This window comes from Streptomyces sp. NPDC048565 (assembly GCF_040650935.1).
GTDB lineage: Bacteria > Actinomycetota > Actinomycetes > Streptomycetales > Streptomycetaceae > Streptomyces.
The window spans coordinates 31,726-57,516 of record NZ_JBEZIH010000006.1 but is presented as its reverse complement, the minus strand read 5'-3'; the positions used below and the strand labels follow the sequence as shown (position 1 = coordinate 57,516).

General features: G+C 70.8%; 20 protein-coding genes. 3 read left to right on the top strand and 17 right to left on the bottom strand.

Annotated features, from left to right (window positions below; translation table 11 throughout):
* Positions 1–55: 55 nt before the first annotated feature.
* The 4 genes from AB0C75_RS09655 to AB0C75_RS09640 all read right to left on the bottom strand — a co-directional run bounded on the left by AB0C75_RS09655 (position 56) and on the right by AB0C75_RS09640 (position 5,175).
* Entirely contained in the window at positions 56–1,399 is a 1,344-nt protein-coding gene (locus AB0C75_RS09655) for a DUF4192 domain-containing protein (protein WP_362888770.1), read from the bottom strand.
* A gap of 122 nt (positions 1,400–1,521) precedes the next feature.
* On the bottom strand, positions 1,522–2,328 hold the full coding sequence (locus tag AB0C75_RS09650; protein WP_362888768.1) for an SDR family oxidoreductase: 807 nt from the start codon (positions 2,326–2,328) through the stop codon (positions 1,522–1,524).
* A 20-nt stretch (positions 2,329–2,348) separates the two neighbouring features.
* The gene (locus AB0C75_RS09645) at positions 2,349–2,945 is read right to left on the bottom strand and encodes a helix-turn-helix domain-containing protein (RefSeq protein ID WP_362888766.1); all 597 of its coding nucleotides are present in this window, start codon (positions 2,943–2,945) and stop codon (positions 2,349–2,351) included.
* Positions 2,946–3,015: 70 nt separating this feature from the next.
* Complete coding sequence (locus AB0C75_RS09640) at positions 3,016–5,175, bottom strand: RecQ family ATP-dependent DNA helicase (protein WP_362888764.1); 2,160 nt, start codon at positions 5,173–5,175, stop codon at positions 3,016–3,018.
* Positions 5,176–5,479: 304 nt separating this feature from the next.
* On the opposite strand from AB0C75_RS09640, the gene AB0C75_RS09635 reads away from it, so the two are divergent.
* Positions 5,480–6,112 carry a hypothetical protein gene (locus AB0C75_RS09635; protein ID WP_362888761.1) on the top strand — a complete coding sequence of 211 codons (633 nt, stop codon included), beginning with the start codon at positions 5,480–5,482 and terminating at the stop codon, positions 6,110–6,112.
* A 66-nt stretch (positions 6,113–6,178) separates the two neighbouring features.
* On the opposite strand, the gene AB0C75_RS09630 is transcribed toward AB0C75_RS09635, so the two are convergent.
* The 6 genes from AB0C75_RS09630 to AB0C75_RS09605 all read right to left on the bottom strand — a co-directional run bounded on the left by AB0C75_RS09630 (position 6,179) and on the right by AB0C75_RS09605 (position 11,837).
* Positions 6,179–6,829: a hypothetical protein gene (locus AB0C75_RS09630; RefSeq protein WP_362888759.1), complete on the bottom strand. Its 651-nt coding sequence runs from the start codon at positions 6,827–6,829 to the stop codon at positions 6,179–6,181.
* Between the two features lie 58 nt (positions 6,830–6,887).
* The gene (locus AB0C75_RS09625) at positions 6,888–7,598 is read right to left on the bottom strand and encodes a ribonuclease HII (RefSeq protein WP_362888757.1); all 711 of its coding nucleotides are present in this window, start codon (positions 7,596–7,598) and stop codon (positions 6,888–6,890) included.
* Positions 7,599–7,692: 94 nt separating this feature from the next.
* Positions 7,693–9,351, bottom strand: a complete 1,659-nt coding sequence (locus tag AB0C75_RS09620; protein ID WP_362888755.1) for a DUF4173 domain-containing protein — start codon at positions 9,349–9,351, stop codon at positions 7,693–7,695.
* 202 nt (positions 9,352–9,553) lie between these two features.
* Complete coding sequence (locus AB0C75_RS09615) at positions 9,554–10,465, bottom strand: ADP-ribosylglycohydrolase family protein (RefSeq protein WP_362888753.1); 912 nt, start codon at positions 10,463–10,465, stop codon at positions 9,554–9,556.
* A gap of 12 nt (positions 10,466–10,477) precedes the next feature.
* The gene (locus AB0C75_RS09610; protein ID WP_362888751.1) at positions 10,478–11,137 is read right to left on the bottom strand and encodes a histidine phosphatase family protein; all 660 of its coding nucleotides are present in this window, start codon (positions 11,135–11,137) and stop codon (positions 10,478–10,480) included.
* Positions 11,138–11,231: 94 nt separating this feature from the next.
* Positions 11,232–11,837: a YdbC family protein gene (locus tag AB0C75_RS09605; RefSeq protein WP_362888749.1), complete on the bottom strand. Its 606-nt coding sequence runs from the start codon at positions 11,835–11,837 to the stop codon at positions 11,232–11,234.
* A 195-nt stretch (positions 11,838–12,032) separates the two neighbouring features.
* Here AB0C75_RS09605 and AB0C75_RS09600 point away from each other — a divergent pair, with 195 nt between their 5' ends.
* Positions 12,033–12,557, top strand: a complete 525-nt coding sequence (locus tag AB0C75_RS09600) for a TerD family protein (RefSeq protein ID WP_362888746.1) — start codon at positions 12,033–12,035, stop codon at positions 12,555–12,557.
* Between the two features lie 81 nt (positions 12,558–12,638).
* Here the strand turns inward: AB0C75_RS09600 and AB0C75_RS09595 are convergent, their stop codons facing one another.
* Positions 12,639–15,548 (bottom strand): vitamin B12-dependent ribonucleotide reductase, encoded by a 2,910-nt coding sequence (locus AB0C75_RS09595; RefSeq protein ID WP_362888744.1) that lies wholly within the window; start codon positions 15,546–15,548, stop codon positions 12,639–12,641.
* 155 nt (positions 15,549–15,703) lie between these two features.
* The gene (gene nrdR / locus AB0C75_RS09590) at positions 15,704–16,219 is read right to left on the bottom strand and encodes a transcriptional regulator NrdR (RefSeq protein ID WP_362888742.1); all 516 of its coding nucleotides are present in this window, start codon (positions 16,217–16,219) and stop codon (positions 15,704–15,706) included.
* A 534-nt stretch (positions 16,220–16,753) separates the two neighbouring features.
* On the opposite strand from nrdR, the gene lexA reads away from it, so the two are divergent.
* Positions 16,754–17,551 carry a transcriptional repressor LexA gene (lexA, locus tag AB0C75_RS09585; RefSeq protein WP_362888740.1) on the top strand — a complete coding sequence of 266 codons (798 nt, stop codon included), beginning with the start codon at positions 16,754–16,756 and terminating at the stop codon, positions 17,549–17,551.
* Between the two features lie 76 nt (positions 17,552–17,627).
* Here the strand turns inward: lexA and AB0C75_RS09580 are convergent, their stop codons facing one another.
* Genes AB0C75_RS09580 through AB0C75_RS09560 form a run of 5 tightly spaced genes read right to left on the bottom strand, consistent with a single transcriptional unit; the run spans position 17,628 to position 25,641 of the window.
* A complete protein-coding gene (locus AB0C75_RS09580; RefSeq protein WP_362888739.1) occupies positions 17,628–19,595 on the bottom strand; it encodes an ATP-dependent DNA helicase in 1,968 nt (655 codons plus the stop codon).
* A gap of 50 nt (positions 19,596–19,645) precedes the next feature.
* Entirely contained in the window at positions 19,646–21,496 is a 1,851-nt protein-coding gene (locus AB0C75_RS09575) for an IucA/IucC family siderophore biosynthesis protein (RefSeq protein ID WP_362888738.1), read from the bottom strand.
* A gap of 60 nt (positions 21,497–21,556) precedes the next feature.
* Positions 21,557–22,267 (bottom strand): GNAT family N-acetyltransferase, encoded by a 711-nt coding sequence (locus AB0C75_RS09570; RefSeq protein WP_362888737.1) that lies wholly within the window; start codon positions 22,265–22,267, stop codon positions 21,557–21,559.
* A gap of 31 nt (positions 22,268–22,298) precedes the next feature.
* A complete protein-coding gene (locus AB0C75_RS09565) occupies positions 22,299–24,221 on the bottom strand; it encodes an IucA/IucC family protein (RefSeq protein ID WP_362888736.1) in 1,923 nt (640 codons plus the stop codon).
* 28 nt (positions 24,222–24,249) lie between these two features.
* On the bottom strand, positions 24,250–25,641 hold the full coding sequence (locus AB0C75_RS09560) for a diaminobutyrate--2-oxoglutarate transaminase family protein (RefSeq protein WP_362888734.1): 1,392 nt from the start codon (positions 25,639–25,641) through the stop codon (positions 24,250–24,252).
* Positions 25,642–25,791: the final 150 nt, after the last annotated feature.

Sequence of the window (25,791 nt, the reverse complement as noted above, 5' to 3'; positions counted from 1 at the left end):
TCCTGACGATAAACACACCCTTCGCAACACCGGTTCCACGCCGGGGCACGGCCGGTCAGTCGCGGCTCCTGGCGCCACGGTGCCCCAGCCGTCGTGTGTCACGGGCCCGGCCCCGACTCACGGCAGGTCCAGGCCGGGGAGCGGCGTCGGGCGACGGCCGCTGCGCCGCCTTCCGCCTGCGCCGTGCAGCCGGCGCGCGCGGGGGCCGTGGCGCGGTCCGTCGGTCCGCTCGACGCTCTTCGTGTTCCTGAGGGGTACTGTCGCTCTCGCCGTCACGCAGCGTGCGCTCCCCGCGGAGGCAGCTGCGCAGCGTTTCCGGGTCCAGACCCTGGTTGCACGCCTGGTGCAGCAGCTGGGCGAACGTGTAGTCGGGGTCGGCGCGCAGGGCGAGCCCGAGCGCCACTCTGGCGCCCGCTTCGTCACCCGTGGACCACGAGACCCAGCCGGCCAGCGTGAGCGGCGCTGCGGCGTGTTCCACGTACGCGCCGACGCACCGGCGGGCGAGGGAACGCCACAGGCGCAGCGCGGTCCCGGCCTCCGGGCCCTCCATCCACTCGGCGGCCCGGTCCCTGGTCTCGCGGTCCTGGAGGCCCAGAATCACAGCCGCCGCCTCGTCGGGCGCGATCAGGCCGTCGTCACCGCTGTCCGTCCCGGCGGATCCGGAGGCCGATGCGTCCCCCAGGCGCCGCATGAGGCCACGCGCGAGCGCCAGAGTCTCTCCCGCCACCTCAGCGCGCCCGCCGACGTCGAGGATGCGCGACACCAGGACGGCACCCGCCGAGTCCAGAGCCCGCTCCTGCTCCTGTGCGGCAGCCCGTTCCCACGGCAGGAGCCGCGCCTCCATGTCCCGCAGCGACCCACGCACCTGGACACCGGCGTACGCGGCGGCGGCCGCCATCACCGTGGTGCCCGGGAGTGCCAGCGGGCTGCCTTCGGGCGGACAGCAGCGGTCGTCCGGGCAGCAGTAGGACCAGTAGCGGCCGTCGGAGATGCAGAGGGCTTCGAGCACCGGGACGTCGAGCGCCCCGCAGGCCGTGCGCAAGCGCTGTGCGAGCGGCCTCAGCCGCTCCATGGTCTGCGGAGCGCTCTCCCCCTCGGCCGGGTCCTGGCAGAGGAAGACCAGGATCGCGTCAGGCCTGGATTCGCGCCTCTCGCTTCCGGCGATCAGAGATCGTGCCAACTGGTCGGCGACGGGCGCCCACTCCTGCGGCTCGGGCGGAATGCCCAGCCTGAGCCGGCCGCCGAAGCGGCCCCGGCCACCGTGCAGCGCCACCATGACCACGCTGTCGTTCGGATGAAAGCCCATCAGGTACGGAAGGGCGTCGGCAAGTTCGGCGGGACCGCGCAGGGTGACCTGCTGCGCCCCGGACGGTCCGGCGTTTTCGTCGTGCTTGTTCATGGCACGACCGTCCCGCGCTCCGCCGATTTCCGCGACCCCCTGTGGATAACTTGTCCACAGGTGCGGCCCGCTGCTCGCGGTGTGCCGTAGGCGTCGGGTTACATGGGGGTATGAGCCCCCTCTCAGACGTTCGGCGTCCGCACCTTGGGCCAGTCCAGGCCGCGCAGCTGGGCGTCCAGACCTCCGTCGCAGTACATCAAGGTGCCCACGCAGTAACCGGATCGGGCGGACAGCAGGAAGAGCACCAGCTCGGCGACCTCGTCAGGGCGGCCCGCCCGGCCCGCGGGGATGGACGCGAGGAACGCCTCGATCCCGGCGGCGGTCTGCGGATCCTTGCGGGAGGCCTGGGTCATCGGGGTGTCGATGAAGCCGGGCGCGATCGCGTTGAGGCGGATGCCGTCGGCGATGTAGTCGGCGGCGCGGGTGCGCGTGTAATGGGCGACGGCCGCCTTGGTGGCCGGGTAGGTGAGCACGCCACCGCTGTCGTCCAGCGAATCGGCGAAGGCCCGTGCCGCGTCCTCGTCGCCCGCCAGGCAGGCGGCGGCCAGCTTCGGGTCCCAGCCGGGCTGCGTGGTCGTGGAGTTGGACGAGGCGAGCACCACGGAGGACTCCCCCGCCGCGGCCAGCGCCGGGCGCAGCTCCTCCAACAGGCCGACGGCGCCGAAGTAGTTGACGGAAACCAGCAGGCTCGGTGGGCGGCCGGCACCGCCGGAGATCCCTGCGAACGGCACGAAGCCGTCGAGCCGCCCGTCGGCGAGGCGGGTGACCTCTGCTGCGGCGGCGGCGCGGCCCGCCGGGGTGCCCAGGTCGGCCTCCACCTCGGTGCCGCGCAGATCGACACCGATGACGCGGTGTCCCTCTTCGGTGAGGCGTGCGGCGATGGATGCGCCCATGCCTGAGGCGGCTCCGGTGACAGCGATGGTTCCCATGACGGTGTTCTCCAGGTGGTTCAGGGTGTGCGGGCGTTCAGCCCCGCTGTGACGAAAGAGACGACCGTGGCCACCGGCGGTCGCCGGCCGCGGCCCAGCTCGGCGTCATCGGCCAGCGGCTCGCCGTAGAGCTGGAGCAGCAGGTAGAAGGTCATCCGCAAGCGATCGGCGGCCTCGCCCCCGGACAGCTCGGGCCGTGCGGCCTCCAGCAGCTCGCCCCACGGAGCGGATCCGAACCAGCGAGCGTCGAAGGGCAGCTCACGGCTGCGCAGTACGAGGCGTGCGAGCAGATGCATCAGCATCCGGCCCCTCGGCTGCCGGGTGAGCTCGTCGAGCGGCCTCACCAGCACGTCGGCCAGCTCCTCGACGCGTGGTGGCCTGCCCTCGGCCGTTCGCCGCTCCATCGCCACGAGCGGCTCGGCCCACAGTGGGCCGAGGCGCCGCTGCAGCAGCGCCGCGACCAAGTCCTGCTTGGTGCCGAAGTGATAGTTGACCGCGGCCGGGTTCATACCGGCCGCCGCGTTGACCGCACGGACGGACACCTGCTCGTAGCCCTTCGCGAGGAAGAGCCGCTCCGCCGCATCGAGCAGCGCGGTCCGGGTGGAATCAGTGGTCATGCCCCTCATGAGAGCACTCATCCCGAATTATTTCAATCAGTGATTGAAACCCCTGAAGCCCAGCGGCCGATCAGCCCGCCGCGGCCAGCACCAGTGGGAGCACCTGGTCGCTGCCTGCTTGGCGGAGCAGGCGGGCGGCGACGGCGAGAGTCCAGCCGGAGTCGGTGCAGTCGTCCACGAGCAGGACGGGGCCGGGAGAGGCTGCCAGGGCGCCGGCCAGCTCCTCGGAGACGGTGAAGGCACCGGAGAGCACTTTGAGGCGCTGTGCGGAGTTACTCCGACGCGCCGCATGCGTGCCGTTCGGCCCGGTGTGCGTCAGGGCGCCCAGGAACGGGAGGCGGCCTGTGGCCGCGATCCCCCGGGCAAGGGAATCGACCAGCTGCGGGCGGGTCAGGGACGGCACGGCGACGACTCCCACCGGCCGGGCGGTGGCGTCCGCCGCCTTCGGCGCCCAGCCGCCCGGGGAGCGCGCCCAGTCGGCGAGGACCGACACCGCGGCCTGAAGGACATCGTCGGGGACGGGCCCGTCGGGCGCGTTATCCGCCAGCAGCGGGCGCAGCCGGTTCCCCCAGCCGATGTCGGAGAGCCGCCCGAGCGCACGTCCCGTGGAGCACTGGTCCTTGGCCGGGATGCGCCCCTTGAGCTCGATGCCCAGCGCGGGCATCCCCGTCGGCCACATACGACGTGGCTCGACCTCGACCCCGGGGCGGTCCAGCTCCTTCGCGGCTCCCGTCAGTCCCTCCGCGGAGACGGAGGGGTCGGCCCAGGCTCCCGCGCAGTTGTCACAGCGGCCGCACGGGGCCGCCCCCTCGTCGTCCAGCTGCTGACGCAGGAACTCCATCCGGCACCCGGACGTGCTCGCGTAGTCGCGCATGGCCTGCTGCTCCGCCGCACGCTGCTTGGCGACCCACGCGTAGCGCTCCCCCTCGTAGACCCACTCGGCTCCCGTGGCCGTCCAGCCACCCTTCACCCGCTTGACCGCGCCGTCGACGTCCAGCACCTTCAGCATCGACTCCAGCCGGCCGCGCCGAAGGTCCACCGCCGCCTCCAGAGCCGGCACCGACAGCGGCCGGCCCGCACCGGCGAGTGCCGAGAGGGTGTCGCGGACCTGCGCCTCGGGCGGGAACGCCGTGTCGGCGAAGTAACGCCAGATGGCCTCGTCCTCCTTACCCGGCAGCAGCAGCACATCGGCGTGCTCGACCCCGCGTCCCGCACGCCCCACCTGCTGGTAATAGGCGATGGGTGAGGACGGTGAGCCCAGGTGCACCACGAAGCCCAGGTCCGGCTTGTCGTAGCCCATGCCCAGCGCGGACGTGGCGACCAGCGCCTTCACGCGGTTCTCCTGGAGGTCGACCTCGGCCTGCAGCCGGTCGGCGTTCTCCGTCTTGCCCGTGTACGACGCCACGCGGAAGCCGCGCTGGCGGAGGAAGGCGGTGGCCTCCTCGGCCGCCGCGACCGTCAGGGTGTAGATGATCCCCGAGCCCTGCAGGTCGCCCAGATGCTCGGCGAGCCAGGCCAGCCGGTGCGCGGCATCGGGCAGCCGGACCACACCGAGCCGCAGGCTCTCCCTCTCCAGCGGCCCGCGCAGCACCAGCGCCTCACCCGCGCCGGTGCCCAGCTGCTCGGCCACGTCCGCCGTCACGCGCGCGTTGGCTGTCGCCGTCGTGGCCAGCACGGGCACACCGGCGGGCAGCTCGGCCAGCATCGCCCGCAGCCGGCGGTAGTCGGGCCGGAAGTCGTGTCCCCAGTCGGAGATGCAGTGCGCCTCGTCGACCACCAGCAGTCCGGTCGTGGCCGCAAGCCGCGGGAGCACCTGATCGCGGAAATCGACCGAATTGAGACGCTCCGGGCTCACGAGGAGGACGTCGGTCTCACCGCGCTCCACCTCCCCGTAGATCGTTTCCCACTCCTCCGGGTTGGCCGAGTTGATGGTGCGCGCCTGGATCCCCGCCCTCGCCGCCGCCTCGACCTGGTTACGCATCAGCGCCAGCAGCGGCGAGATGATCACCGTGGGGCCCGAGCCGCGCCGGCGAAGCAGGGCCGTGGCCACGAAGTACACAGCCGACTTCCCCCACCCCGTCCGCTGGACCACCAGCGCACGGCGACGCTCCTCGACCAGGGCCGCCACCGCCTGCCACTGGTCCTCCCGCAGCCGCGCCGCGCCCACCGGGGCGCCGACCAGCTCGGCGAGGACGGTATCGGCTTCGGTGCGGAGCTCCAGGTTGTCCATGCCCCCCATGCAACCCGATGGCACCGACAATCAGCGAATCCGCCGTGCGCTGCTTGATGTTTACGCTGGTCCTCGCAGGCCGGGCCCCCGAACGGCTTCGTTCGCCGCCGAACGGGCAGGGATATCCGTGTCATTCCGTCAGATACCCGTCAGCCGCGCCAATTGCTCGTTGCCGCCTGCCGATACGACAGGAAGAATTGGAGTCGCTCCCCGCACGGTCTCTTCGCGGGCCCGGAAGGGCTGTGCCGCGGCGCGCCCTCACCCGACCCTGCCCGCACCGTGGGCGCGTAGCGAAGGGAGGACCGTGACCTTCGGATTCGCTCCGTCCGCCGCCACTTCACTCTCGGCGTCAGCGGACTCCGTCAACCACGTCGCCAGAATGCTCGAACCGGCCGAGTGGGCCGCGGCGGGCATACCCCTGCTACGCAGTCCGCGCGAGGTCGTCAGCGGCCTCCACGCACGGCACCGACCCACTCCGGCCACCGCTGTCGTCGCCGTACTCGATCATGAGGAACGACTCACGGCCAGCGCCTCGTTCGCCCGGCGGCCCGCCGTGGCGACGGACGGCTGGGAGTTCCGCAACGCCCTGCTGGCACATCTGCGCAGGGTGATCCCTCATGATCTCCGCCGCCGTACCCCGGTACGCACCGCCGTCCTGCTCTACTGCCGCGAGGGCGACGAGCGCTGGACCGAGGAGGACGGGGCATGGATGTGGGGCCTGCGGGACGCCTGCACACTGCACGGTCTGCGCTGCGGGGCCTACATCACCCTGACGCGCGGAGGCTGGCAGGTCCTCGGCGAGGGCAGGGGCGGCCGCAGACCCACGCTGCTGTCAAGACCGTCCGCCCTGGCGGACACCTCCGCCGAGCACGACCCCGTTCCGCTGAGCTCGGGTGGCGGGGCGGCCGAGGCACTGCGGCGCAGCGCCGCCCGGTGAGACGGGACGTGGGTCCCGGACGCCCTCACGGACGGCCGGGACCCACGACGTACGACTCGGTGCGGCTCAGACTCCCGCGCCGAGAGCCGAGTTGATCCTCTGCGGGTCTCCGCACACGATCAGCAGCGCGCCGGCGCGCTCACGCACGTCGGACAGCGCGCCGGCAGCGGCGTCGTCGAGGTCGCCGTTGACCGCGACGACCACCACGGAGCGGGTCGCGCAGCGGCCGATGTCCGCCGCACGGGCGAAGAAGACGTCGTCACCCGCATCGTGCTGCGCCCAGTACGCGGTCTCTCCGAAGGAGAGCTCGTGAGCGGCCCAGGCGTGCTGTTCGCCGGTGGTGAGCACCAGGATGTCGCCGGGCGCACGCCCGGAGTCGAGCAACAGGTCCACCGCCTCGTCGGCGGCGTCGACGGCGCCGCCCGCAGGAGCCGGAATCAGCTGGAACTGTGCCGCGGGACGCTCCTGCGGCGGCTTCGGTCCCGCGGGAGCCGGAGCAGCGGCCGAGGCCGAGGGAGATACGGACGTGGAATGCGGGCGCGGCGCCGGGGGCGCGGGCCTCGCGGGGCCGCGGCCGGGGTTTCCGGGACGCGGGGTGGCCGCGGAACGCGGACCGGGTACGGGTCGAGGGGTCGGCGCGGTACGGCCGGCGGCCGGAGTGACGCTGGGACCCTGGGCGCTCTCGGGAATCTGAGGCTCCTCGGGGATGAGAGGCATGAATGGTTGTCTTTCACGGCCGACGCGAACGCGTCGGCGGCTGGGTGCGCCAGTGCGATCAGAAATCGAAGCCGAGCTGGCCCCCGCTTTCCAGTGCCGCCGCCTCGGCGGAGAATCGGACCTTCTTCAGGTGCTGCCACTTGGGCAGCGCGTCGAGGTAGGCCCAGCTGAGACGGTGGTGCGGCGTAGGCCCCCGCTCCTCCAGCGCGGCCCGGTGCACCGGTGACGGGTACCCGGCGTTCGCGCCGAAGGCGAAGTCTGCGTACTGCCCCGTGTCCGCGCCCAGTTCGGCCATCATCGTGTCGCGGCGGACCTTGGCGATCACCGAGGCCGCGGCCACGGCGATGCAGGACTGGTCACCCTTGATCACGGTACGGACGTTCCAGGGCGTTCCGAGGTAGTCGTGCTTGCCGTCGAGGATCACGGCGTCCGGTCGCACCGGCAGCGCGGCGAGCGCCCTGACGGCAGCGAGACGGAGTGCCGCGGTCATGCCGAGGTCGTCGATCTCCAGGGGTGACGCGTGGCCCAGCCCGTAGGCCGTGACCCACTTTTCGAGCATCGGGGCGAGTTCCGCCCGGCGCTTGGGGCTGATCAGCTTCGAGTCGGTGAGGCCCTCAGGGGGTCTGCGAAGTCCGGTGACGGCCGCGCACACGGTGACGGGGCCGGCCCACGCTCCGCGTCCGACCTCGTCGACACCGGCGACGGTCCTGGCACCGGACGTGGCGCGCAGTGAGCGCTCGACGGTGTGCGTGGGTGGTTCGTACGGCATGGCGCCTGCCAGGTTACGCCGATGGGCACGGCAAGAACACCCCGGGGCACGTCGAGGCACTCGACGTGCCCCGGGGACGGCGGAGCGGCGCCGCTCAGTACGCGTCGCCGGAGTGCTCCTCCCCCTGTCCGCCTCGCCGGTCGGACTTCGTCCCGAGGCTGTAGCAGTCGGTCGTGCCGCTGTCGGCGGGATGTTCCTCCAGGATGTCCCTGGCCCGGACTTCGCCCCAACTGGTCGAGTACCACGGGGTGTCCAGGCGGGAGAGGTCGCGCTGGTAGCTCTCCAGGACACAGGACCGCAGCGGTTCCGGCAGCTTGTCCAGGGCCGGTACGGCATCCGCCGAGAGCCCCTTGAGGTAGTCGAGGTCGATCGTGCGGTCGCTGCGGTAGCGCTCGACGTTCTGCTGGGCGATCAGCCCGTCGGGCGAGATCAGCCCGAAGGCCAGCACACCGACGGCCGCACTCGCGGCGATGGCGCGCGGCAGCAGCCTGGCGCCGAGGACGCCGGCCACCAGGATGAGTATCAGCACCACTCCGAGCCAGAGCTCCACCGCGGCCACGGATATCCGCAGCCGGGTCAGCCCGAAGGCGTCCACGTAGAGATCCATGCGGCGCAGCGCCGAGGCCACGACGACCAGCGTGAGGACGCACAGGGCGCCGAGAACGCCCCGCACCAGGGTCCGGTCGCGCGGCCCGCCCCGCGGGGCCCAGCGCAGGGCGAGGGCGACGACGAGCAGGATGAGCACGGTGGCCCACAGGAGCTGCCAGAAGCCCTGCCTGGCGTACTCGGCGGGCGTCAGCCCCGTCTCCTTCAGCACCTTGTCGTACCCGCCGAGGAGAACGACGAGCTGGAGCGCGACGAAAGCGGCGAAGAGCAGGTTGAGCACGATCAGCGGAAGGGCCCACTCCGCCCTGTTCCTGGCTCTGCCCGGCCGGACGGCTATGTGGTCCCAGCGCACCGGCGCCGCGGCGCCGTACGCGGCCGCGAGTGCTCCGACGAGGCCGACGGCGAAGAGGAACAGGCGCCAGGGGCTGTCACCGACCGACGCATCGGGGGTGAGGCTGCCCAGCAGGTCGGCGAAGGCCGCGTCCGCCGAGGCGAAGAGGGCGCCGAACACGACGAGCAGGACGACGGCCACCGCCGCACTGCGCACCGCGGTGCGTATCCGGCCGCGGGAGTCGCCCGCGCGGTCGCGCACCCCGCGCCACCCCCAGCGCACGCCGACCGCGATCGAGGGGAACAGCCCGAGCGATCCGAAGAACACACCCGGCCAGCTGCGGCTCCCGTGCAGGGCGAGCGAGCCGAGGGCGATGGCCGACACCACGGCGAGGAAGACCGGCCACCCCGCGTCCCGGAGCGCCGGGACCGCCAGGAGCGCCAGACCGCCGACCGCCCAGACGGCGGTCCAGGGCCGCAGCACGCGTCCGGCCGAGCGTGCGGCGAAGAATGCCCCCAAGGTGGCGGGTACGGCCACGATCAGCAGGTTGGGCCCCAGACCGTCGGCGAGCAGCAGGGCGCTGAGCAGGGCCGTGGCGAAGACCGCTCCAAGCGTCGCCGGACCGATCCCGGGCGGGGGCGGAGGCCGCAGCTGCGTCAGCAGGCCGATCGGCTCATGCCGTCCGGGACGCTTCCAGACGTCCGTCCCGGGCGGCATCCCGGGATGCGTCCCGGGTGATGCCTTCGGCGGGCCGACCGCGGCGGGCGCGGCAGGCGCATCGGACGCGGCGGAAGCATCGGACGAACGATCGGACATGGGACCCCTCCCCGACCGGGGTCCGCTCGCACGGCACATCGCGGCACGAAGGCCCCGGCTTCTCTAGGCGCACGCCCACCAAGATCCATGAGGGCGGCGTGGCCGAAAGGGTAAAGCGGACCCGGCCTCTTCGATCTGCCTCGCCCGATGCTGTGGCAGGACCGTGACAGTGGACATGCCAGGCTCCTCCCTGTGCGGACGGTCAGCGGCGCGCCGGGGCGGGAGGGACCCAGTCGGGCAGCTCTTCCGTCCGCGCCAGCCAGTCGGCCGGAGGGGCGCCGGCCTGCGTCGCGGCGACGATTCCACCGACGATGGCACAGGTGGTGTCGACATCGCCGCCCGCCTGTGCCGTCGCCCAGAAGGCCTCTTCGAAGTCGCCGAGGCTGCGCGCCGCCGACCAGAGGGCGAACGGCACCGTGTCGTGCGCGCTCGTCCGGCGGCCGTTGCCGAGCACCGCGGCCACCGTTCCCGCGTCCCCGTAGTCGAGCATGTCGCGCGCCCTGCGCAGCCCCGCGCCGACAGCGCTGCGCGGCACGAGAGCGACGACGCCGTCGATCAGCTCCTCCGGCTTCGGCGGGCCACCCGGCGCCGCGGCGAGGGCCGCTGCCGCCGCGACGGCCATGGCCCCCACGACGCCCTCACGATGCTGATGGGTGGTGTACGAGGAGATCTCGGCCTGGTGGGTGGCCTGCTCCGGATCGTGCGCGTACCAGGCGCCCAGCGGTGCGATACGCATCGCCGAACCGTTCCCCCAGGATCCCTGGCCCTGGAAGAGCCCGGACGCCAGCTCACGCCAGTCGCCGCCCTCCCGCACGAGCCTGAGCAGCCGGTTGACCGCGGGCCCGTAGCCCCGGTCGAAGTCATGGTGCAGGGCGAAGGAGTGGGCGAGAGCGTCCTGGTCGATACGGTCGTGCGCGGCCAGCACGGCGAGCACGGAGCAGGCCATCTCGGTGTCGTCGGTCCACTGCCAGTCGCCGGGCGGCAGCTCGCGGTTCTTGAGCAGGGGGTATTGGGCCGGGACGAAGAACTGGGAGCCGAGGGCATCTCCCACGGACAGTCCACGCAGGCTGCCCAGAGCGCGTTCGAAACGGTCGGAAGCGGAGTCAGCGGTCATCGCCCTTCCACTCTATCCGGTGATGCCGTACGGCTCAGGGGTACGCCACTGTTCGAAGGGCCGGTCGAGCGTGTACCGGCCGTCCGCACCGAGCAGAAGCGTCCTGGATTCGCCGTTACCAGGGTTGGACAGCGACTCGAACTCCGCCACCGACCAGTGGAACCAGCGCATGCAGAAGAGCCTCATGGTCAGCCCGTGGGTGACCAGCAGGACGTTCGGCGGGTGGTCGGGGGCATCGAAGCTTCGGTGCAGGCTCTCCAGGAAGGCGTCGACCCGGTCGTACACATCGGCCCCGGACTCACCCTGCGCGAAGCGGTAGAAGAAGTGCCCGTACGCGTCCCGGTAAGCCTTCTGCAGCCTGACGTCGTCACGGTCCTGCCAGTTGCCCCAGTCCTGCTCACGCAGCCGGGGCTCCTCCCTGACGCGTACGTGCTCCGCTTCGAGGGCGAAGGCCCTCAGCGTCTCGTGGGTGCGCCGGTAGGGCGAGACATAGACGCTGACGTGCTCGTCGCCGAACATCCCACGGAGCCGGGAGCCCGTCGACCGCGCCTGACGCAGGCCCTTCGCCGTGAGACTGAGCGCGTGGTCGGGCTCGCGTTCGTAGACCGTGTCGTCGGCATTGCCCTCGGATTCACCGTGCCGGACGAGAACGATGCGTTGCGGTCGTGCCATGTACCGACCCTAGATGCCGTCCGGCGCGTTCCAGCAACTGTGCGGGCTCCATCGGGCGTCTGTGTGACCAAGGAGACGGCCGCAGCGGTGCGGGTCAGACTGTCCACGAGGGCTCGAGCTGCACCACGTCTCCCGTGAGCGATTCGACATCCCTCTCGGTCTCCGCCCGGGCCGAGAGCCGGGCGACGCCCTCGGGCCGGTACTTGCCGCGTTCGGAGCTCGACTGCCACATGGACAGCACCAGGAACTCATGCCCCGGGGCCTCTCCGCAGACTCCGCGCAGCATCCCGGGTGATCCCGCCATGGCGGGGTTCCACACCCGTTGCTGCATGAGTGAGAAGTGGTCGACACGGTCCTCGTACACCTGGCTGTGCGCGACCCTGACCACGTCCGCGTCGGTGAAATCCGGCACGAAGCCGGTCTTCACGTCGAAGCGGTACTCGAAGAGCTTGACCTGCATGTCCTTGTACGTGCCGGACTGGGCGGCGGCCATCCGGTCATGGCCCCGGGCCATGAAGGAGTCGTAGAAGACCCGGTTCTCCCAGAACGCGAACACATGGGCGACCTCGGGCTGCCCCCGGCTCCACCCACCGCTCTGACTACGGAATCCCGGCTCCCCGAGCAGCGCCGCCCACTTCCGCTGCCCCCGCTCGAAACCGTGGCGGTCCACCACGGTGCAGCGAATCCACTTGACCAGCACCGCGCCATCCTACGGCGCCGGGCGCGGCGCGGGTCACGCTCAGGACCGCCCGGGGACCGGCCAGGCACAACTCCAGCCACCCCGCTGGCCCGAATGCGATGTATGTCCCCAACGCGGTTGGATCCACGGACAGTTACGGAGATGATCTGAGGAGGGTAAACGGTCCGTCGGTCCCGAAGCGAGGAGGCATGTCCGGTGAGCACCCCCAAGAAGGACATCGAGAAGGTCGAAGTGAGGGTCAAGTGGGACCCCAGCGAAGTCGGTGAGCCCGACAACGACCTGGACATCATCGCCGCCACCTACTCGACGGAAGCGCCTTACGGCAACCCCGTCTATCTCGTCCACTTCGACAGCAGGTCACCGGACGGGACGATCACGCTGGACCGGGACAGCCGGACGGGGCAGGGTTTCGGCTTCGACGAGGTCATGACGCTCGAACTGGACCGGTTGTCGGACACGTATGCCAGGGTCGTGGTCGGCGTGGCCATCCAGCAGCGCGACGGACACAAGACCTTCGGCCAGGTGGAACAGACGGGCGTGCAGATCCGCGAGGGCTACACGAATCTGGCGGAGGACGACTTCTCCTCGGTGGCCGGCTCCACCGCCGCGGTCGTCGCGGAATTCGTCCGGGACTCCTCGGGGTCCTGGGGCTTCACCGAGGCTGTCCGTGGCTTCGACGGTGATCCCGATTCGTTCGCCGCCGCGATGGGGAGCCGCTGAGAAAAGGCGTTGAGTGAGGGGCGCCGGCTCTGGGCCGGCGCCCCTCACTCAGAGATCACGCCCGATGACCGGTGTCAGGTGTCAGCTGCATCCGCTGGTCGAGCCGCAGCCCTCGCAGATGTAGCAGGATCCGGCGCGCTGCATCTTCGTGCCGCACGAGAAGCACAGCGGCGCGTCCGCGCTGATGCCGAGCTGCATCTCGACCAGCTCGGCCGAGGTGTGCGCGGCCTTGGGGGCCGGCTTCTCCGCAGGGCTCTCCTCGGGCGACGCGACCGCCTTCAGCGGCTGGGTCTGCACGGGAGCGGACTGCACCAGACTCTCCGCACCGAGCTCGTCGTCCCCGAACGCCGGCTCGTACGAACCGGTGTCGAGGTGACGCTGGCGCTCCTCGGCCGAGTGGATGCCGAGCGCGGAGCGCGTCTCGAACGGCAGGAAGTCGAGCGCCAGGCGGCGGAAGATGTAGTCGACGATCGACTGCGCCATCCGCACGTCGGGGTCGTCCGTCATACCGGCCGGCTCGAAGCGCATGTTGGTGAACTTGGAGACGTAGGTCTCCAGCGGCACGCCGTACTGCAGACCGACGGAGACCGCGATCGAGAAGGCGTCCATCATGCCCGCGAGGGTGGAACCCTGCTTGGACATCTTCAGGAAGACCTCACCGAGACCGTCGTCCGGGTAGGAGTTGGCGGTCATGTAGCCCTCTGCGCCGCCCACCGTGAAGGAGGTGGTGATGCCGGGACGGCCCTTGGGCAGACGCTTGCGGACCGGGCGGTACTCGACGACCTTCTCGACCGCGGCACGGATGGTGTCCTCGGTCTTCTCGGTCACCTCGGCCTTCTTCTCCTCCCACTTCTTGGTGGAGAGGGGCTGGCCGACCTTGCAGTTGTCGCGGTAGATCGCGAGCGCCTTGACGCCCATCTTCCACGCCTCGAAGTAGACCTCCTCGACGTCCTCGACGGTGGCCGTCTCCGGAAGGTTCACCGTCTTGGACAGCGCGCCGGAGATCCACGGCTGGATGGCCGCCATCATCCGGACGTGGCCCATGGCCGAGATGGAACGCTCGCCCATGGCGCAGTCGAAGACCTCGTAGTGCTCGGTCTTGAGGCCGGGGGCGTCGATCACATTGCCGTTGTCGGCGATGTGGGCGACGATCGCCTCGATCTGCTCCGGCTGGTAGCCGAGACGGCGCAGGGCCTGCGGCACCGTGCCGTTGACGATCTGCATCGAGCCGCCGCCGACGAGCTTCTTGAACTTGACCAGCGCGAGGTCGGGCTCCAGGCCGGTGGTGTCGCAGGACATCGCGAGACCGATGGTGCCGGTCGGGGCGATGACCGACGCCTGGGCGTTGCGGAAGCCGTTCTTCGCGCCGAGGCGGATCACGTCCTGCCAGGCCTCCGTGGCGGCGGCCCAGACCGGCGAGTCCAGGTCGTCGACGTGGATGGCCACGGCGTTGGCGTCCGAGTGCTGCTTCATGACGCGCTGGTGCGGGGCCGCGTTGCGGGCGTAGCCGTCGTACGGGCCGACGACCGCGGCGAGCTCGGCGGAGCGCCGGTAGGACGTGCCGGTCATCAGCGAGGTGATGGCTCCGGCGAGCGCACGGCCGCCGTCGCTGTCGTACGCGTGCCCGGTGGCCATCAGCAGGGCGCCCAGGTTGGCGTAGCCGATGCCCAGCTGGCGGTAGGCGCGGGTGTTCTCGCCGATCTTCTGGGTCGGGAAGTCCGCGAAGCAGATCGAGATGTCCATCGCGGTGATGACCAGCTCGACGACCTTGGCGAACCGCTCGGCCTGGAAGGACTGGTGGCCCTCGCCGTCGTCCTTGAGGAACTTCATCAGGTTCAGCGAGGCCAGGTTGCACGAGGTGTTGTCCAGGTGCATGTACTCGCTGCAGGGGTTCGAGCCGTTGATGCGGCCGGACTCCGGGCAGGTGTGCCACTTGTTGATGGTGTCGTCGTACTGGATGCCGGGGTCGGCGCAGGCCCACGCGGCCTCCGCCATCTTGCGGAAGAGGGACTTGGCCTCGACCTCTTCGATGACGTCACCGGTCATCCGGGCGCGCAGGCCGAACTTCCCGCCGGCCTCGACGGCCTTCATGAACTCGTCGTTCACACGGACCGAGTTGTTGGCGTTCTGGTACTGGACGGACGTGATGTCGTCGCCGCCCAGGTCCATGTCGAAGCCCGCGTCGCGCAGGGCGCGGATCTTCTCCTCCTCCTTCACCTTGGTCTCGATGAAGTTCTCGATGTCGGGGTGGTCGACGTCGAGGATGACCATCTTGGCCGCGCGACGGGTGGCGCCACCGGACTTGATCGTTCCGGCGGAGGCGTCCGCGCCCCGCATGAAGGAGACCGGTCCCGAGGCGTTGCCGCCGGAGGACAGCAGTTCCTTGGAGGAGCGGATACGGGACAGGTTCAGGCCTGCGCCCGAGCCGCCCTTGAAGATCATGCCCTCTTCCTTGTACCAGTCGAGGATCGACTCCATGGAGTCGTCGACGGCCAGGATGAAGCAGGCCGAGACCTGCTGCGGCTGGGGCGTTCCGACGTTGAACCACACCGGGGAGTTGAAGCTGAAGATCTGGTGCAGGAGGGCGTACGCCAGCTCGTGCTCGAAGATCTCGGCCTCGTCGGGGGAAGCGAAGTAGCTGTTGTCCTCGCCGGCCTTCCGGTACGTCTTCACGATCCGGTCGATCAGCTGCCGCAGACCGGTCTCGCGCTGCGGCGTGCCGACAGCCCCCCGGAAGTACTTGCTGGTGACGATGTTGACCGCGTTCACCGACCAGAAGTCGGGGAACTCGACGCCACGCTGCTCGAAATTGACCGAGCCGTCGCGCCAGTTGGTCATGACGACGTCACGGCGCTCCCACGCGACCTCGTCGTACGGATGCACGCCAGGCGTCGTGTGGATGCGCTCGATGCGCAGGCCCTGCTTGGTCGCAGTCGACTTGGCTCCCTTGGTTCGGGAACCTCGTGCCGGGCCGCTCGCCGTCTCTGTCATGCCGCCTCCCATATGTGGGCAAAAACGCCCTGAAGTGCCCAGTTCTTCCCAGGGCACAGTGTGTGTCTGATGCTCCTGACGCCGCGCACGGCGTCTCGGAGCAGGTCTGGTGCCGCCTGCCGCCGGCTCTGCCGCCCTGCCGGCCGGCTCCGTGATCAATCAGCGGCGACTGCGGCGGGCGCGGGGACCTCGAGGGTCTCGCCGCTCCCGCGTTGTTCTGCACGGGGCCGCTCCTCGCGGAGCTCCGCGATAGCGGTCTCGAAGTCTTCGAGCGAGTCGAACGCGCGGTACACCGACGCGAAACGCAGATACGCGACGAGGTCGAGCTCCTGCAAGGGGCCGAGTATGGCCAGACCCACGTCGTGCGTCGTCAGCTCGGCGCTCCCCGTGGCCCGCACGGCCTCCTCGACCCGCTGGCCGAGCTTCGCCAGGGCATCCTCGGTGACTGGACGGCCCTGGCACGCCTTACGAACCCCTGAGATGACCTTGGTACGACTGAAGGGCTCGGTCACGCCACTGCGCTTGACCACCATCAGCGAGCAGGTCTCCACCGTCGTGAAGCGACGGGAGCAGTCGGGGCACTGGCGGCGCCGTCGGATCGACGTCCCGTCGTCCGTCGTGCGACTGTCCACGACCCGACTGTCGGGGTGCCTGCAGAAGGGGCAGTGCATGTCTCCGAACCCTCCTTCACAGCACGACTGAATAGCCCTCCGTGCCCGGTTCGGGCCCCTGAGGACAGTCACCAGCATAGGCGATGAACTCGACTCCGAGGGACCGGGGACCACTACTTGTGGGCGGCTACAGCAATGCAACCACTACATCTAGGGTTTTACTCCGCCTCTACCCCCCGCGCGTGTCGCGCGTTTCCCGGGGCCGCGGGCAGCCTACGGCCCGGCAAGAGGGTACGGGAGGCGCGACACCGCGACCCCGCCGGGTCCGCCCGCCGGGGCGGACCCGTGCGACACCCGGGAGCGGGGCGGCGGACCGCCCGGAACCCCCACCCCGCGCACCGGAAGGGACCGGCGGAGCGCTAGCGTGACCCCGGGGAACGGGGCTCGATTCCGGCCCTTCGCACTTGGCTCATACACCTCTCGGCAAGCGCGTGATAGACCTTTATTTGTTTTTCACTCGAACGTGTGTTTGGCGCAACCTTTCGAAAGCTACTACCGTTGCCTAACTAGGGAGACCATTCGAGAGGGGCCGACGTGACCACCACCGCAGACAGTGCCACCATCACTGCCCAGGACCACCGCTCCCAGAGCCGACTTGAGCCGGTGCATGCCATGAATGACTCAGTCATGAACGCGGAGGGGCCCGAGCCCACCCGAGCCGCACGCTCCTTGCCCGGACGCCCTCCAGGAATCCGGGCGGACAGCTCCGGGCTCACGGACCGGCAGCGGCGTGTGATCGAGGTGATCAGGGATTCGGTGCAGCGTCGGGGCTATCCCCCGTCGATGCGCGAGATCGGTCAGGCCGTGGGGCTGTCCAGCACCTCTTCCGTCGCCCACCAGCTGATGGCTCTGGAGCGTAAGGGCTTCCTGCGCCGCGACCCTCACAGGCCGCGGGCCTACGAGGTGCGGGGTTCGGACCAGCCCAGCACACAGCCGACCGACACCACGGGGAAGCCCGCCGCTTCGTACGTCCCGCTGGTCGGCCGGATCGCCGCCGGCGGGCCGATCCTCGCCGAGGAGTCGGTCGAGGACGTCTTCCCGCTCCCCCGCCAGCTAGTCGGTGACGGCGAGCTCTTCGTGCTGAAGGTCGTCGGTGACTCGATGATCGAGGCAGCGATCATGGACGGGGACTGGGTCACGGTGCGCCGCCAGCCGGTCGCGGAGAACGGCGACATCGTGGCAGCCATGCTGGACGGCGAGGCCACGGTCAAGAGGTTCAAGCGCGAGGACGGCCATGTGTGGCTGCTCCCGCACAACTCCGCCTACCAGCCGATTCCCGGTGACGAGGCGACGATCCTGGGCAAGGTCGTGGCGGTGCTGCGGCGGGTGTGACCTCCGCCGGTTCGAACTGGGCCCCGGGATCCCTGCGCCGATCCCGGGGCCCTGACGCGTCCGCGCCGCCCTCAGCTCACTGCGCGCTCCTGGCCGCCGCGTCGATGGCCGCGAGCGAGCGCCGCGCCTGATTGCGGTCCGTGGTGTACCAGAAGTCGGGCAGCGAAGCGCGCAGATAGCTGCCGTAGCGGGCGTTGGCCAGCCGGGGGTCGAGCACCGCGACCACACCCTTGTCACCCATGGCCCGGACCAGCCGGCCCGCGCCCTGCGCCATCAGCAGCGCGGCGTGGGTCGCCGCCACCGCCATGAAGCCGTTGCCGCCGGCGTCCTCCACCGCCTTCTGCCGGGCACTCATCAGCGGGTCGTCGGGCCGGGGGAACGGAATCCGGTCCATGATCACGAGCTGACAGCTCGGTCCTGGGACGTCGACGCCCTGCCAGAGGGACAGCGTCCCGAACAGACAGGTCTCCGGGTCCGCCGCGAAGTTCTTGATGAGCTCCCCGAGCGTCTCCTCGCCCTGGAGCAGGACCGGCTTGTCCTGTCGTCCACGCAGCTCCTCGGCTGCCGCCTGGGCCGCCCGCATGGACGAGAACAGGCCGAGCGTGCGTCCACCCGCGGCCTCCACCAGCTCCGCGAGCTCGTCGAGCATGTCGGTGCGGGATCCTTCCCTGCCGGGAGTGGCCAGGTGCCGGGCGACGTACAGGATGCCCTGCTTCGGATAGTCGAAGGGCGAGCCGACGTCGAGGCCCTTCCACTGCGGGATGTCGTCGCCCGCCGTGCCCTCGGGCGCGAGCCCCAGGGATGCCCCCACGCCGTTGAAGTCGCCGCCGAGCTTGAGCGTGGCAGAGGTCAGCACCACCGAGCGGTCGGCGAAGAGCTTCTCGCGCAGCAGCCCGGACACGGACAGCGGCGCGACCCGGACGGACGCTCCGAAGCGGTCGTGCCGCTCGTACCAGACGACGTCGTACTCGGAGCCCTGCGTGATGCGCTCCGCGACGCTGTGGATGGACTCCACCGACGCCATGGCCTGTTTGCGCACCACGTCCTCGTCCTGGACGGACTTGTCCCGGGTGCCGCCGAGGGCGGAGATCACCGTACGCGCGGCATCACGCAGGGCCATCAGCGCGTAGCCGAGGTCCTCCGGCACCTCTTCGAGGCGCCCGGGGAGCGCAAGCTCCATGACCCGCTCGAACCCCTCCGACGCGGTCAGCAGGGCGTCGGCCGCCTTCTCGTTGACCAGCTTCGCCGCACGGCGCACCGCACGGTTCACCTGGCCGGGGGTGAGCTCCCCCGTGGCCACCCCGGTGACCCGGGAGACCAGCTCATGGGCCTCGTCGACGATGAGCACCTCGTGCTTGGGAAGCACAGGAGCACCCTCGATCGCGTCGATCGCGAGCAGGGCGTGGTTGGTGACGACGACGTCGGCGAGCTTGGCCCTCTCACGGGCCGCCTCCGCGAAGCACTCGGCGCCGTACGCGCACTTGGTGGCGCCGACGCACTCGCGCGAGGAGACGGAGATCTGGGACCAGGCACGGTCCGAGACTCCCGGCGTCAGGTCGTCCCGGTCGCCGGTCTCCGTCTCGTCCGACCAGTCGCGCAGCCGCAGCAGGTCCTGGCCCAGCTTGCTCGACGGCGCCGCCGCCTCGAACTGGTCGAAGAGCCCCTCCTCCTCGTCCTGCGGCGCCCCCTCGTGGAGCCGGTGCAGGCAGAGGTAGTTCGACCGGCCCTTGAGCATCGCGAACTGCGGCCGCCGGCGCAGCAGCGGGTGCAGCGCGTCGACCGTGCGCGGAAGGTCCCGCTCCACCAGCTGGCGCTGGAGGGCCAGCGTCGCGGTGGCCACCACGACCCGCTCGCCGTGGGCCAGCGCCGGCACCAGGTAGCCGAGAGACTTGCCCGTGCCGGTGCCGGCCTGGACGAGCAGATGGGCGTTGTCGTCCACAGCCTCGGCGACGGCCTCGGTCATGGAGACCTGGCCGGGGCGTTCCGTGCCGCCGACGGCGGTGACGGCGGCGTGGAGGAGCTCGGGAAGAGATGGCTTCGTCATAGCGCGTCCACCCTACGGCGCCCCACCGACAGCAGCGGTCCGTCCCGGACTCACGCGGAGGGGTGGAGCGGGTTGGGGACGGTGCCGTGGACGGCGGCGTGCGGGCGCTGCGGCCGGTCCCGGTAGCCGTCCAGATGCAGACGGTTACGGTTCAGACACAGGCGCTCGATCGTCGGCGTCAGCATGTCGAAGATCTCGAACCGCTCCTTGAGCTCGGGGAACCGGGCGTGGTGCCTGAGGACCTCGGCACGGACGAGTGACCAGAATTCACCCTCAGGTAGGTCCAGTTGCTCCTCGCACAGGAGCGACAGATAGCGGAAGACACCCACGAAGAGTCCCGAGTGGATGAACTGGGTGAGGAAGGAGGGATCCTCCGCGAGCAGGACGTCCCGGACGTGCGTGGGCATGGTCGCGTGCTCGGGCAGCGGCCGGGCACTGACGTTCACGTCGTCGACGAAGTCCTTGATCGCGAGCCGTACGGGGACGTCGTTCTCGTCGAAGACGACGATGGCGTTCTCTCCGTGCGGGGAGAACACCGTGCCGTAGCGGTACAGGAAGTGCAGCAGCGGGGGCAGCAGCGCGGTGAACAGCCGGGTCAGCCAGACGGCCGGGGTCAGTCCCGAGCGGGCGACGAGCTCGGCGGTGAAGGAACGGCCCTCGGGGTCCGTATGCAGCAGCGAGGCCAGCGTGCGGGCGCGTTCGCCGGGTGCGAGCCGGGGCTGGAGGGGCTCCCGCCAGATCGCGCCGAGGATCTCCTTGAACTGGTAGGGAGACTCCGGGAGGTGGTCGTAGAGCGGGTGCTCGACGGACACCGAGGCGACCTCACCGAGCAGGATGACACCGCAGGTGTCACGGAGGAACGGATCACCTTCGCACAGGCCCTGGACCCAGGCGGTGACGGCCGGGGCGGCGAGGGTGCGTTCGGTCGGCAGGCCCCGGTAGACGAGGGTGTTGAGGATCGACAGGGGCAGCTTGACCGTGTGCCGGTCGGGCCGGGCCACATTGGTGAAGGTGCGGATCGACTGCTGCGGCAGCCGGAGGTCGTCATCGGCGTGCAGGGGCACGATCTCGCCGCCGGCGATGGCGGGGGCGAAGAGCGGCACGATCCATTCGTCCCACTGCCATGGGTGCACGGGGAGGAACAGGAAGTCGGCGGGGTCCAGACCCCGGGCGCGCAGGAGCGCGGCGAAGGAATCCCGGACGCCCTGGTCGAGTTCCTGGTCGTAGAGGTCACCGGGGGTGGCGACACCGCCCACACCCCGGTAGCTCGCTATCCGGGTGCTGACGGCGATCCAGGGCAGTGAGGTGGCGGAGCGGGCTTCCGGTGCGAAGCGGGCGGCGTCGGCGGCGGAGAATCCGAGGCGGCCCTTGTTCGCCACGAGCCAGGGGTGTCCTGTCTGGTGGCCTTCGAGCTCGGCGTACGGGAGCTCGGCGAGCTGCCCCGCGCGCAGTGCGGTGTGGTCGAGCCGGGCGTCGGCCGTCAGTGTGACGGTGAGCTCACGGATGAGGTGGCCGAGCGTGGCGCCGTCGAGACCGAGGAGACGGCGGGCACGGACGAGGAAGCGCAGCGGGTCGCGGAAGGGCGTGCCGTCGGTGGGCGTGTTCTCGGCGCCGACCTCGCGGATCGTCTCGGGGTCGACGTACCAGCTGCCGTAGACACCTCGCCGGGCGTGGAAGCTCAGGGTCGCGCCGTCGTCGAGCGTCAGGGTGTGGTCACCGCTCCGCCCCTCGCCTCCTTCCCTTCGGGGCACGGGCTCGATGACTTCCTCGTACGCGAACTCACCGAGCATCTTGGCGAGCAGTCTCACCGCCACCCGGTCCCAGACGATCCGGTTGAGTTCCGGGGTGTCGAACGGCGCATGGGACTTCGCCGGCTGGTGGCTCGCAGGATATGACGGCACGGGGACTCCTCCGGGTGGGACCGATGGGGTTCGAGCGGGCTGTGCGGTGCGGCATGTTGTTCACAGGCGGTCACGGTGGGCTCGGTCGCGGACCATCAGGGCGGCTCGCTTGTCGGGCAGGTCCACTTCCGCGCAGAACCGGAAGCCGGCGCTCAGGAACGCGGACACCGACGGGGTGTTGCGCAGGTCCGGCTCCGCGACGACACGTCCGCAGAGCGGCCGGTTGTCGAGTACGAGGTCGGAGACGGCCCTGAGCAGCACGGTCCCGACGCCCCGTCCTCGGTTGCCCACACCGCCGATGAGGAGGTGGACGCCCAGGTCATGGAGGTGTGCCGGGTAGTGGCGGGCCAGCGGGTCAAGATCGGCGCGGTAGATCTCCCAGTAGCTCATGGGCCTGCCGTCGAGGATGCCGAGGCAGGGGACACTGCGGCCGTCCCCCGCGAGCTGCCCGCTCAGGTGCGCCGCGGTGACCGGCTCAGGTCCGGATAGCTCCCAGAAGGCGGCGACTGCCGGATCGTTCATCCAGCGGCTGATGACGCCCAGGTCGCGCTCGGGCTCCACCGCGACGAGCTGGAACACCCCGGCGGGCGTGGTGACCGGACTCCAGGCGCCGGGGTTGCCCACGAGAGCGGAGGCGTCGTTGGCTGCCGGAGGGCTCTCACCCAGCAGGGCGAGGAGCTCCTCGGTGAGCCGTAGCTCCAGGGTGTCCTCGGTACCGGTGGCGTCGGGCGGGACGGCACCGGCATCGGGGTGGGCATCGGCTTGATGCACCGTGACGCTCTCCTCTCGTGGGTCCAGACGGTCAGGCCTCGTCGCCGCGGAGCGGATTGGCGATGGTGACGTACACGGACTGGGTGTCGACCGGCCCGACGAGCTCGTCCAGTCCGTGCATCCGGGTCAGCAGATTGGCCTTGCAGCGGAGCTTGTCGGTCTCCAGGAGGTAGGAGGGGAGCGAGGAGCCCAGCCCCGCCGCGCCCTCCAGGAAGCGGCGGAACGCGGCGAGGAGCAGCCGTTCGTCGGCGAGCCGCTGGGCGCCGAAGGCGCCGATCAGCCCGAACACGTTGTTGATGCCGAGGTAGTAGGCGAGCCGCTCGTCGGTGACGCTGTCGGCGACGAAGGTGTCGCTGACGGCGCCGATGCCCGGGAGCCGGCTCTCGAGTGCGGCCCGGTGGGACTCGCGGAAGTAGTAGCCCTGGTTGTCGCGGTACCTGCCGCCGACGGGCCAGCCGTCCGCGTCGAGGAGTACGAGCGTGTTCTGCTGGTGGGCCTCCAGGGCGACCCCGGCGTGGGCGTCGAGCCAGAGGACGGGGAGGACCACACGGTCCAGGTAACGCAGGAACCACTCGGCGCTCACCGCCCCGGTGGACCTGCCCGTGCGGGCGGCCAGCGAGGAGACCGTGTCGGCGAGCCGTGAGTGCGTGCCGGAGCGGCCTGGCCACGGGCGGGGGGCGGTGAGCCCGGCGATGCACACCGCGTCGTCGGCCGGGCCGAACGGGTTGTGGCGGAGCATCACGTCGAGGCCGGGGACGGGGCTGCCGTCCGGCCGGTCGACGGCCAGCCAGGCGGGGTCCCGCACGATGTCGAAGCCCGGGTGTGCCTCCCGCCACCGGTCGGCGAGGCCGGTGCGCAGCAGCCGGTGGACCTCGGCTCCGCGGTGGAGCTCCTTACGGAGGTTCTCCCGGCGCGAGTTGGTGATGCGTACGCCCAGGGACAGCTTCAGCATGAGGTCGGAGCCGGGGCGGTGCACGGTACGGACGGACGAGGTGGGGTACCAGTGCACGCCGTGCGGACCGAGGTCGTGCAGGAGGCCCTTCTCGCACAGGGCGGCGACCTCGGGACGGCGCAGGACCTCCGCGGCCTGCCAGGGGTGGAGCGGGAGGGCCGTGGTCCCCTCGGGGAGGCTCAGCCCTTCGGCGTGGGGCGCCAGGAGCGCCTCGGCGGAGACCGGCCTGCCGGCCTTCGTCCACGCCGACTCCGTGGCCAGCAGTGAACGGTCCACGGCCATCCAGTGGAGCGGGAAGGAGCCGCGCAGTTCGGGCGAGTAGAGCAGCGTCTCGGACTCGGAGAGACCTTCGCGGCTCTTGGGCGTGGGGTGCAGGGGGTGGCCGAGGACGAGGGACTGCTCGGCGGTGAGGAAGAGGTCGGCCTCGGGCGACTCGGTGGGTGTGCGGCGCCGGGCCTCGATGAAGGAGGCCGTGTGCCGTACGGAGTCGGCCACCCTGGCCACCAGGTCGACTCCGGTGTTCCGCTCGCTCTCACGACTCAGCAGCGCGGCCACCGTGACTGCGTCGGCGCCCGGGGCGCCTTCGGGGGCGCTCTCCAGGTGCGGTGTCCCGAAGCGGTGCCAGCCCGTCGCCGACCAGTGGGCGACGGGGACGAGCAGGGCGGTGCCGCTCGCGGGGAGCGCAATGCGCAGGATGTTTCCCTGCGGGCGCGGCAGGTCGTTCTCCCTGGTCCAGCAGCGCAGCAGATTCTCCGTACCGGCCGAGTCCGAGGCCCGCAGCGGGTCCGGATGGTCCAGCGGGTCCTGGGCGGTGTGGCCGGGGCGGTCGGCAGGGACGGCGCCCGCGTGGGGGTCGGTCCCGGCACGCAGGGTTCCGTGCGGGCCGGCCTTCTGACGCGGCACGGTCGTCGACTCGACGGCGAGAGGGCCCTCCGGCAGGTCCTGTCCTCGCTGCTGGCTGGTGAGGGGGCCGTCGGCCTCGGGCGCAGGGGTGGGGTTCACGGCGGTCTTCCTTGTGAGGGGTCCGGGGTCAGCGGGTCGGCCCGGCAACGGCCCGGCGGTACGGAGAGCGCTCGGCCGCTCTCAGCGCGTCGGCGAGGCGGTCGACGACCGCGGTCGCCTGTTCGTCGGTGAGAGTGAGGGGAGGGAGCAGCCGGACCACGGCGCTGTGGCGTCCGCCGAGTTCGACGATGAGACCGCGGCGCAGACACTCCTGCTGCACTGCGGCGGCCAGGGCGGGATCGGGTGGCGGGGCGGAGCCGTTCTCCGCGGTGACGGTGAGCGGATCGGCCTCGGGGTCGACGAGTTCGATGCCGATCATCAGACCGCGGCCGCGGACGTCGCCGACGCTGGGATGGTCAGTACCGAGCGCCTGGAGCCTGGCGAGCATGCGCGCGCCCAGCGTCCCCGCGCGTTCGGCGAGTTGGTTCTCCCGCACGTACGCGAGAGTGGCGGCACCGGCCGCCATGGCGAGCTGGTTGCCCCGGAAGGTGCCCGCGTGGGCACCCGGTTGCCAGAGGTCGAGCTCGGCACGGTAGACGATCACCGCGAGAGGCAGCGAGCCACCGATGGCTTTCGAGAGCACCATCACATCGGGCACGATACCGCTGTGCTCGACCGCCCAGAAAGTGCCGGTCCTGCCGACCCCGGTCTGTACCTCGTCCGCGATGAGGGCGATGGAACGCTCCTGGGTGATCTCCCGCATCCTGCGCATCCAGCCGTCCGGGGCGGGATTGACCCCGCCCTCGCCCTGCACCGGTTCCAGGATCATGGCGGCAGGAGCGGGCACACCGCTCTTGGGGTCGTCCAGGAGGTACTGCGTCCAGTGCGCGGCGATGTCCGCACCCCGCTCCCCGCCGGCTCCGAAGGGGCAGCGGTAGTTCTGGGGGAACGGCAGCCGTGTCACCCCGACGTCCGGGGCACCGCCCGATGCGGCCAGCGCGCCGGCGGTCATCCCGTGGTACGCCCCGGTGAAGGCCAGGAGTCCGCTGCGTCCGCTCGCCGCGCGGACCAGCTTGAACGCCGCCTCGACGGCATCCGTACCCGCCGGGCCGCAGAACTGGATCCGGGCGTTGTCGGCCAGCTCACGGGGCAGCGTGGCGAACAGCTCGGTCGTGAAGGCGTCCTTGACGGGCGTGGCGAGATCGAGCACGTGCAGCGGCGCCCCGGAGTCGATGACCTTCCTGATGGCTTCGAGCACCACGGGGTGGTTGTGCCCGAGGGCCAACGTGCCCGCACCTGACAGACAGTCGAGGTAGCGCCTGCCGTCCGCGCCCTCGATGGTCATGCCCCGCGCGCGTACGGGCACGATCGGCAGGGAGCGGGCGTAAGTACGGGCCGCGGACTCACGCGACGCCTGCCGCCGCAGGATCCCTTCGTGCGCAGGGGGATGTGACACCGGAGCTGGTTCGGTCACGGCCACGGCTGTTCGGTCCTCCTGCTGTAACAGTTGCGTTGCACCTGACCACGGTTTCCCGTGGGCGGACCGCGCCGATGAACGCTGTCCGGGTGTCCCCCGCACGTACCAACGACACGGAACGCGGGAGATCACGGGTAAATCGGAAGATCCTTG

Bases quoted from the DNA above. Each gene is read 5' to 3' on its own strand.
- AB0C75_RS09650 (WP_362888768.1), bottom strand. From the start codon at position 2,328: ATGGGAACCATCGCTGTCACCGGAGCCGCCTCAGGCATGGGCGCATCC.
- AB0C75_RS09620 (WP_362888755.1), bottom strand. From the start codon at position 9,351: ATGTCCGATCGTTCGTCCGATGCTTCCGCCGCGTCCGATGCGCCTGCC.
- AB0C75_RS09630 (WP_362888759.1), bottom strand. From the start codon at position 6,829: ATGCCTCTCATCCCCGAGGAGCCTCAGATTCCCGAGAGCGCCCAGGGT.
- AB0C75_RS09610 (WP_362888751.1), bottom strand. From the start codon at position 11,137: ATGGCACGACCGCAACGCATCGTTCTCGTCCGGCACGGTGAATCCGAG.
- AB0C75_RS09615 (WP_362888753.1), bottom strand. From the start codon at position 10,465: ATGACCGCTGACTCCGCTTCCGACCGTTTCGAACGCGCTCTGGGCAGC.
- AB0C75_RS09625 (WP_362888757.1), bottom strand. From the start codon at position 7,598: ATGCCGTACGAACCACCCACGCACACCGTCGAGCGCTCACTGCGCGCC.
- AB0C75_RS09580 (WP_362888739.1), bottom strand. From the start codon at position 19,595: ATGACGAAGCCATCTCTTCCCGAGCTCCTCCACGCCGCCGTCACCGCC.
- AB0C75_RS09655 (WP_362888770.1), bottom strand. From the start codon at position 1,399: ATGAACAAGCACGACGAAAACGCCGGACCGTCCGGGGCGCAGCAGGTC.
- AB0C75_RS09640 (WP_362888764.1), bottom strand. From the start codon at position 5,175: ATGGACAACCTGGAGCTCCGCACCGAAGCCGATACCGTCCTCGCCGAG.
- AB0C75_RS09645 (WP_362888766.1), bottom strand. From the start codon at position 2,945: ATGACCACTGATTCCACCCGGACCGCGCTGCTCGATGCGGCGGAGCGG.
- AB0C75_RS09595 (WP_362888744.1), bottom strand. From the start codon at position 15,548: ATGACAGAGACGGCGAGCGGCCCGGCACGAGGTTCCCGAACCAAGGGA.
- nrdR (WP_362888742.1), bottom strand. From the start codon at position 16,219: ATGCACTGCCCCTTCTGCAGGCACCCCGACAGTCGGGTCGTGGACAGT.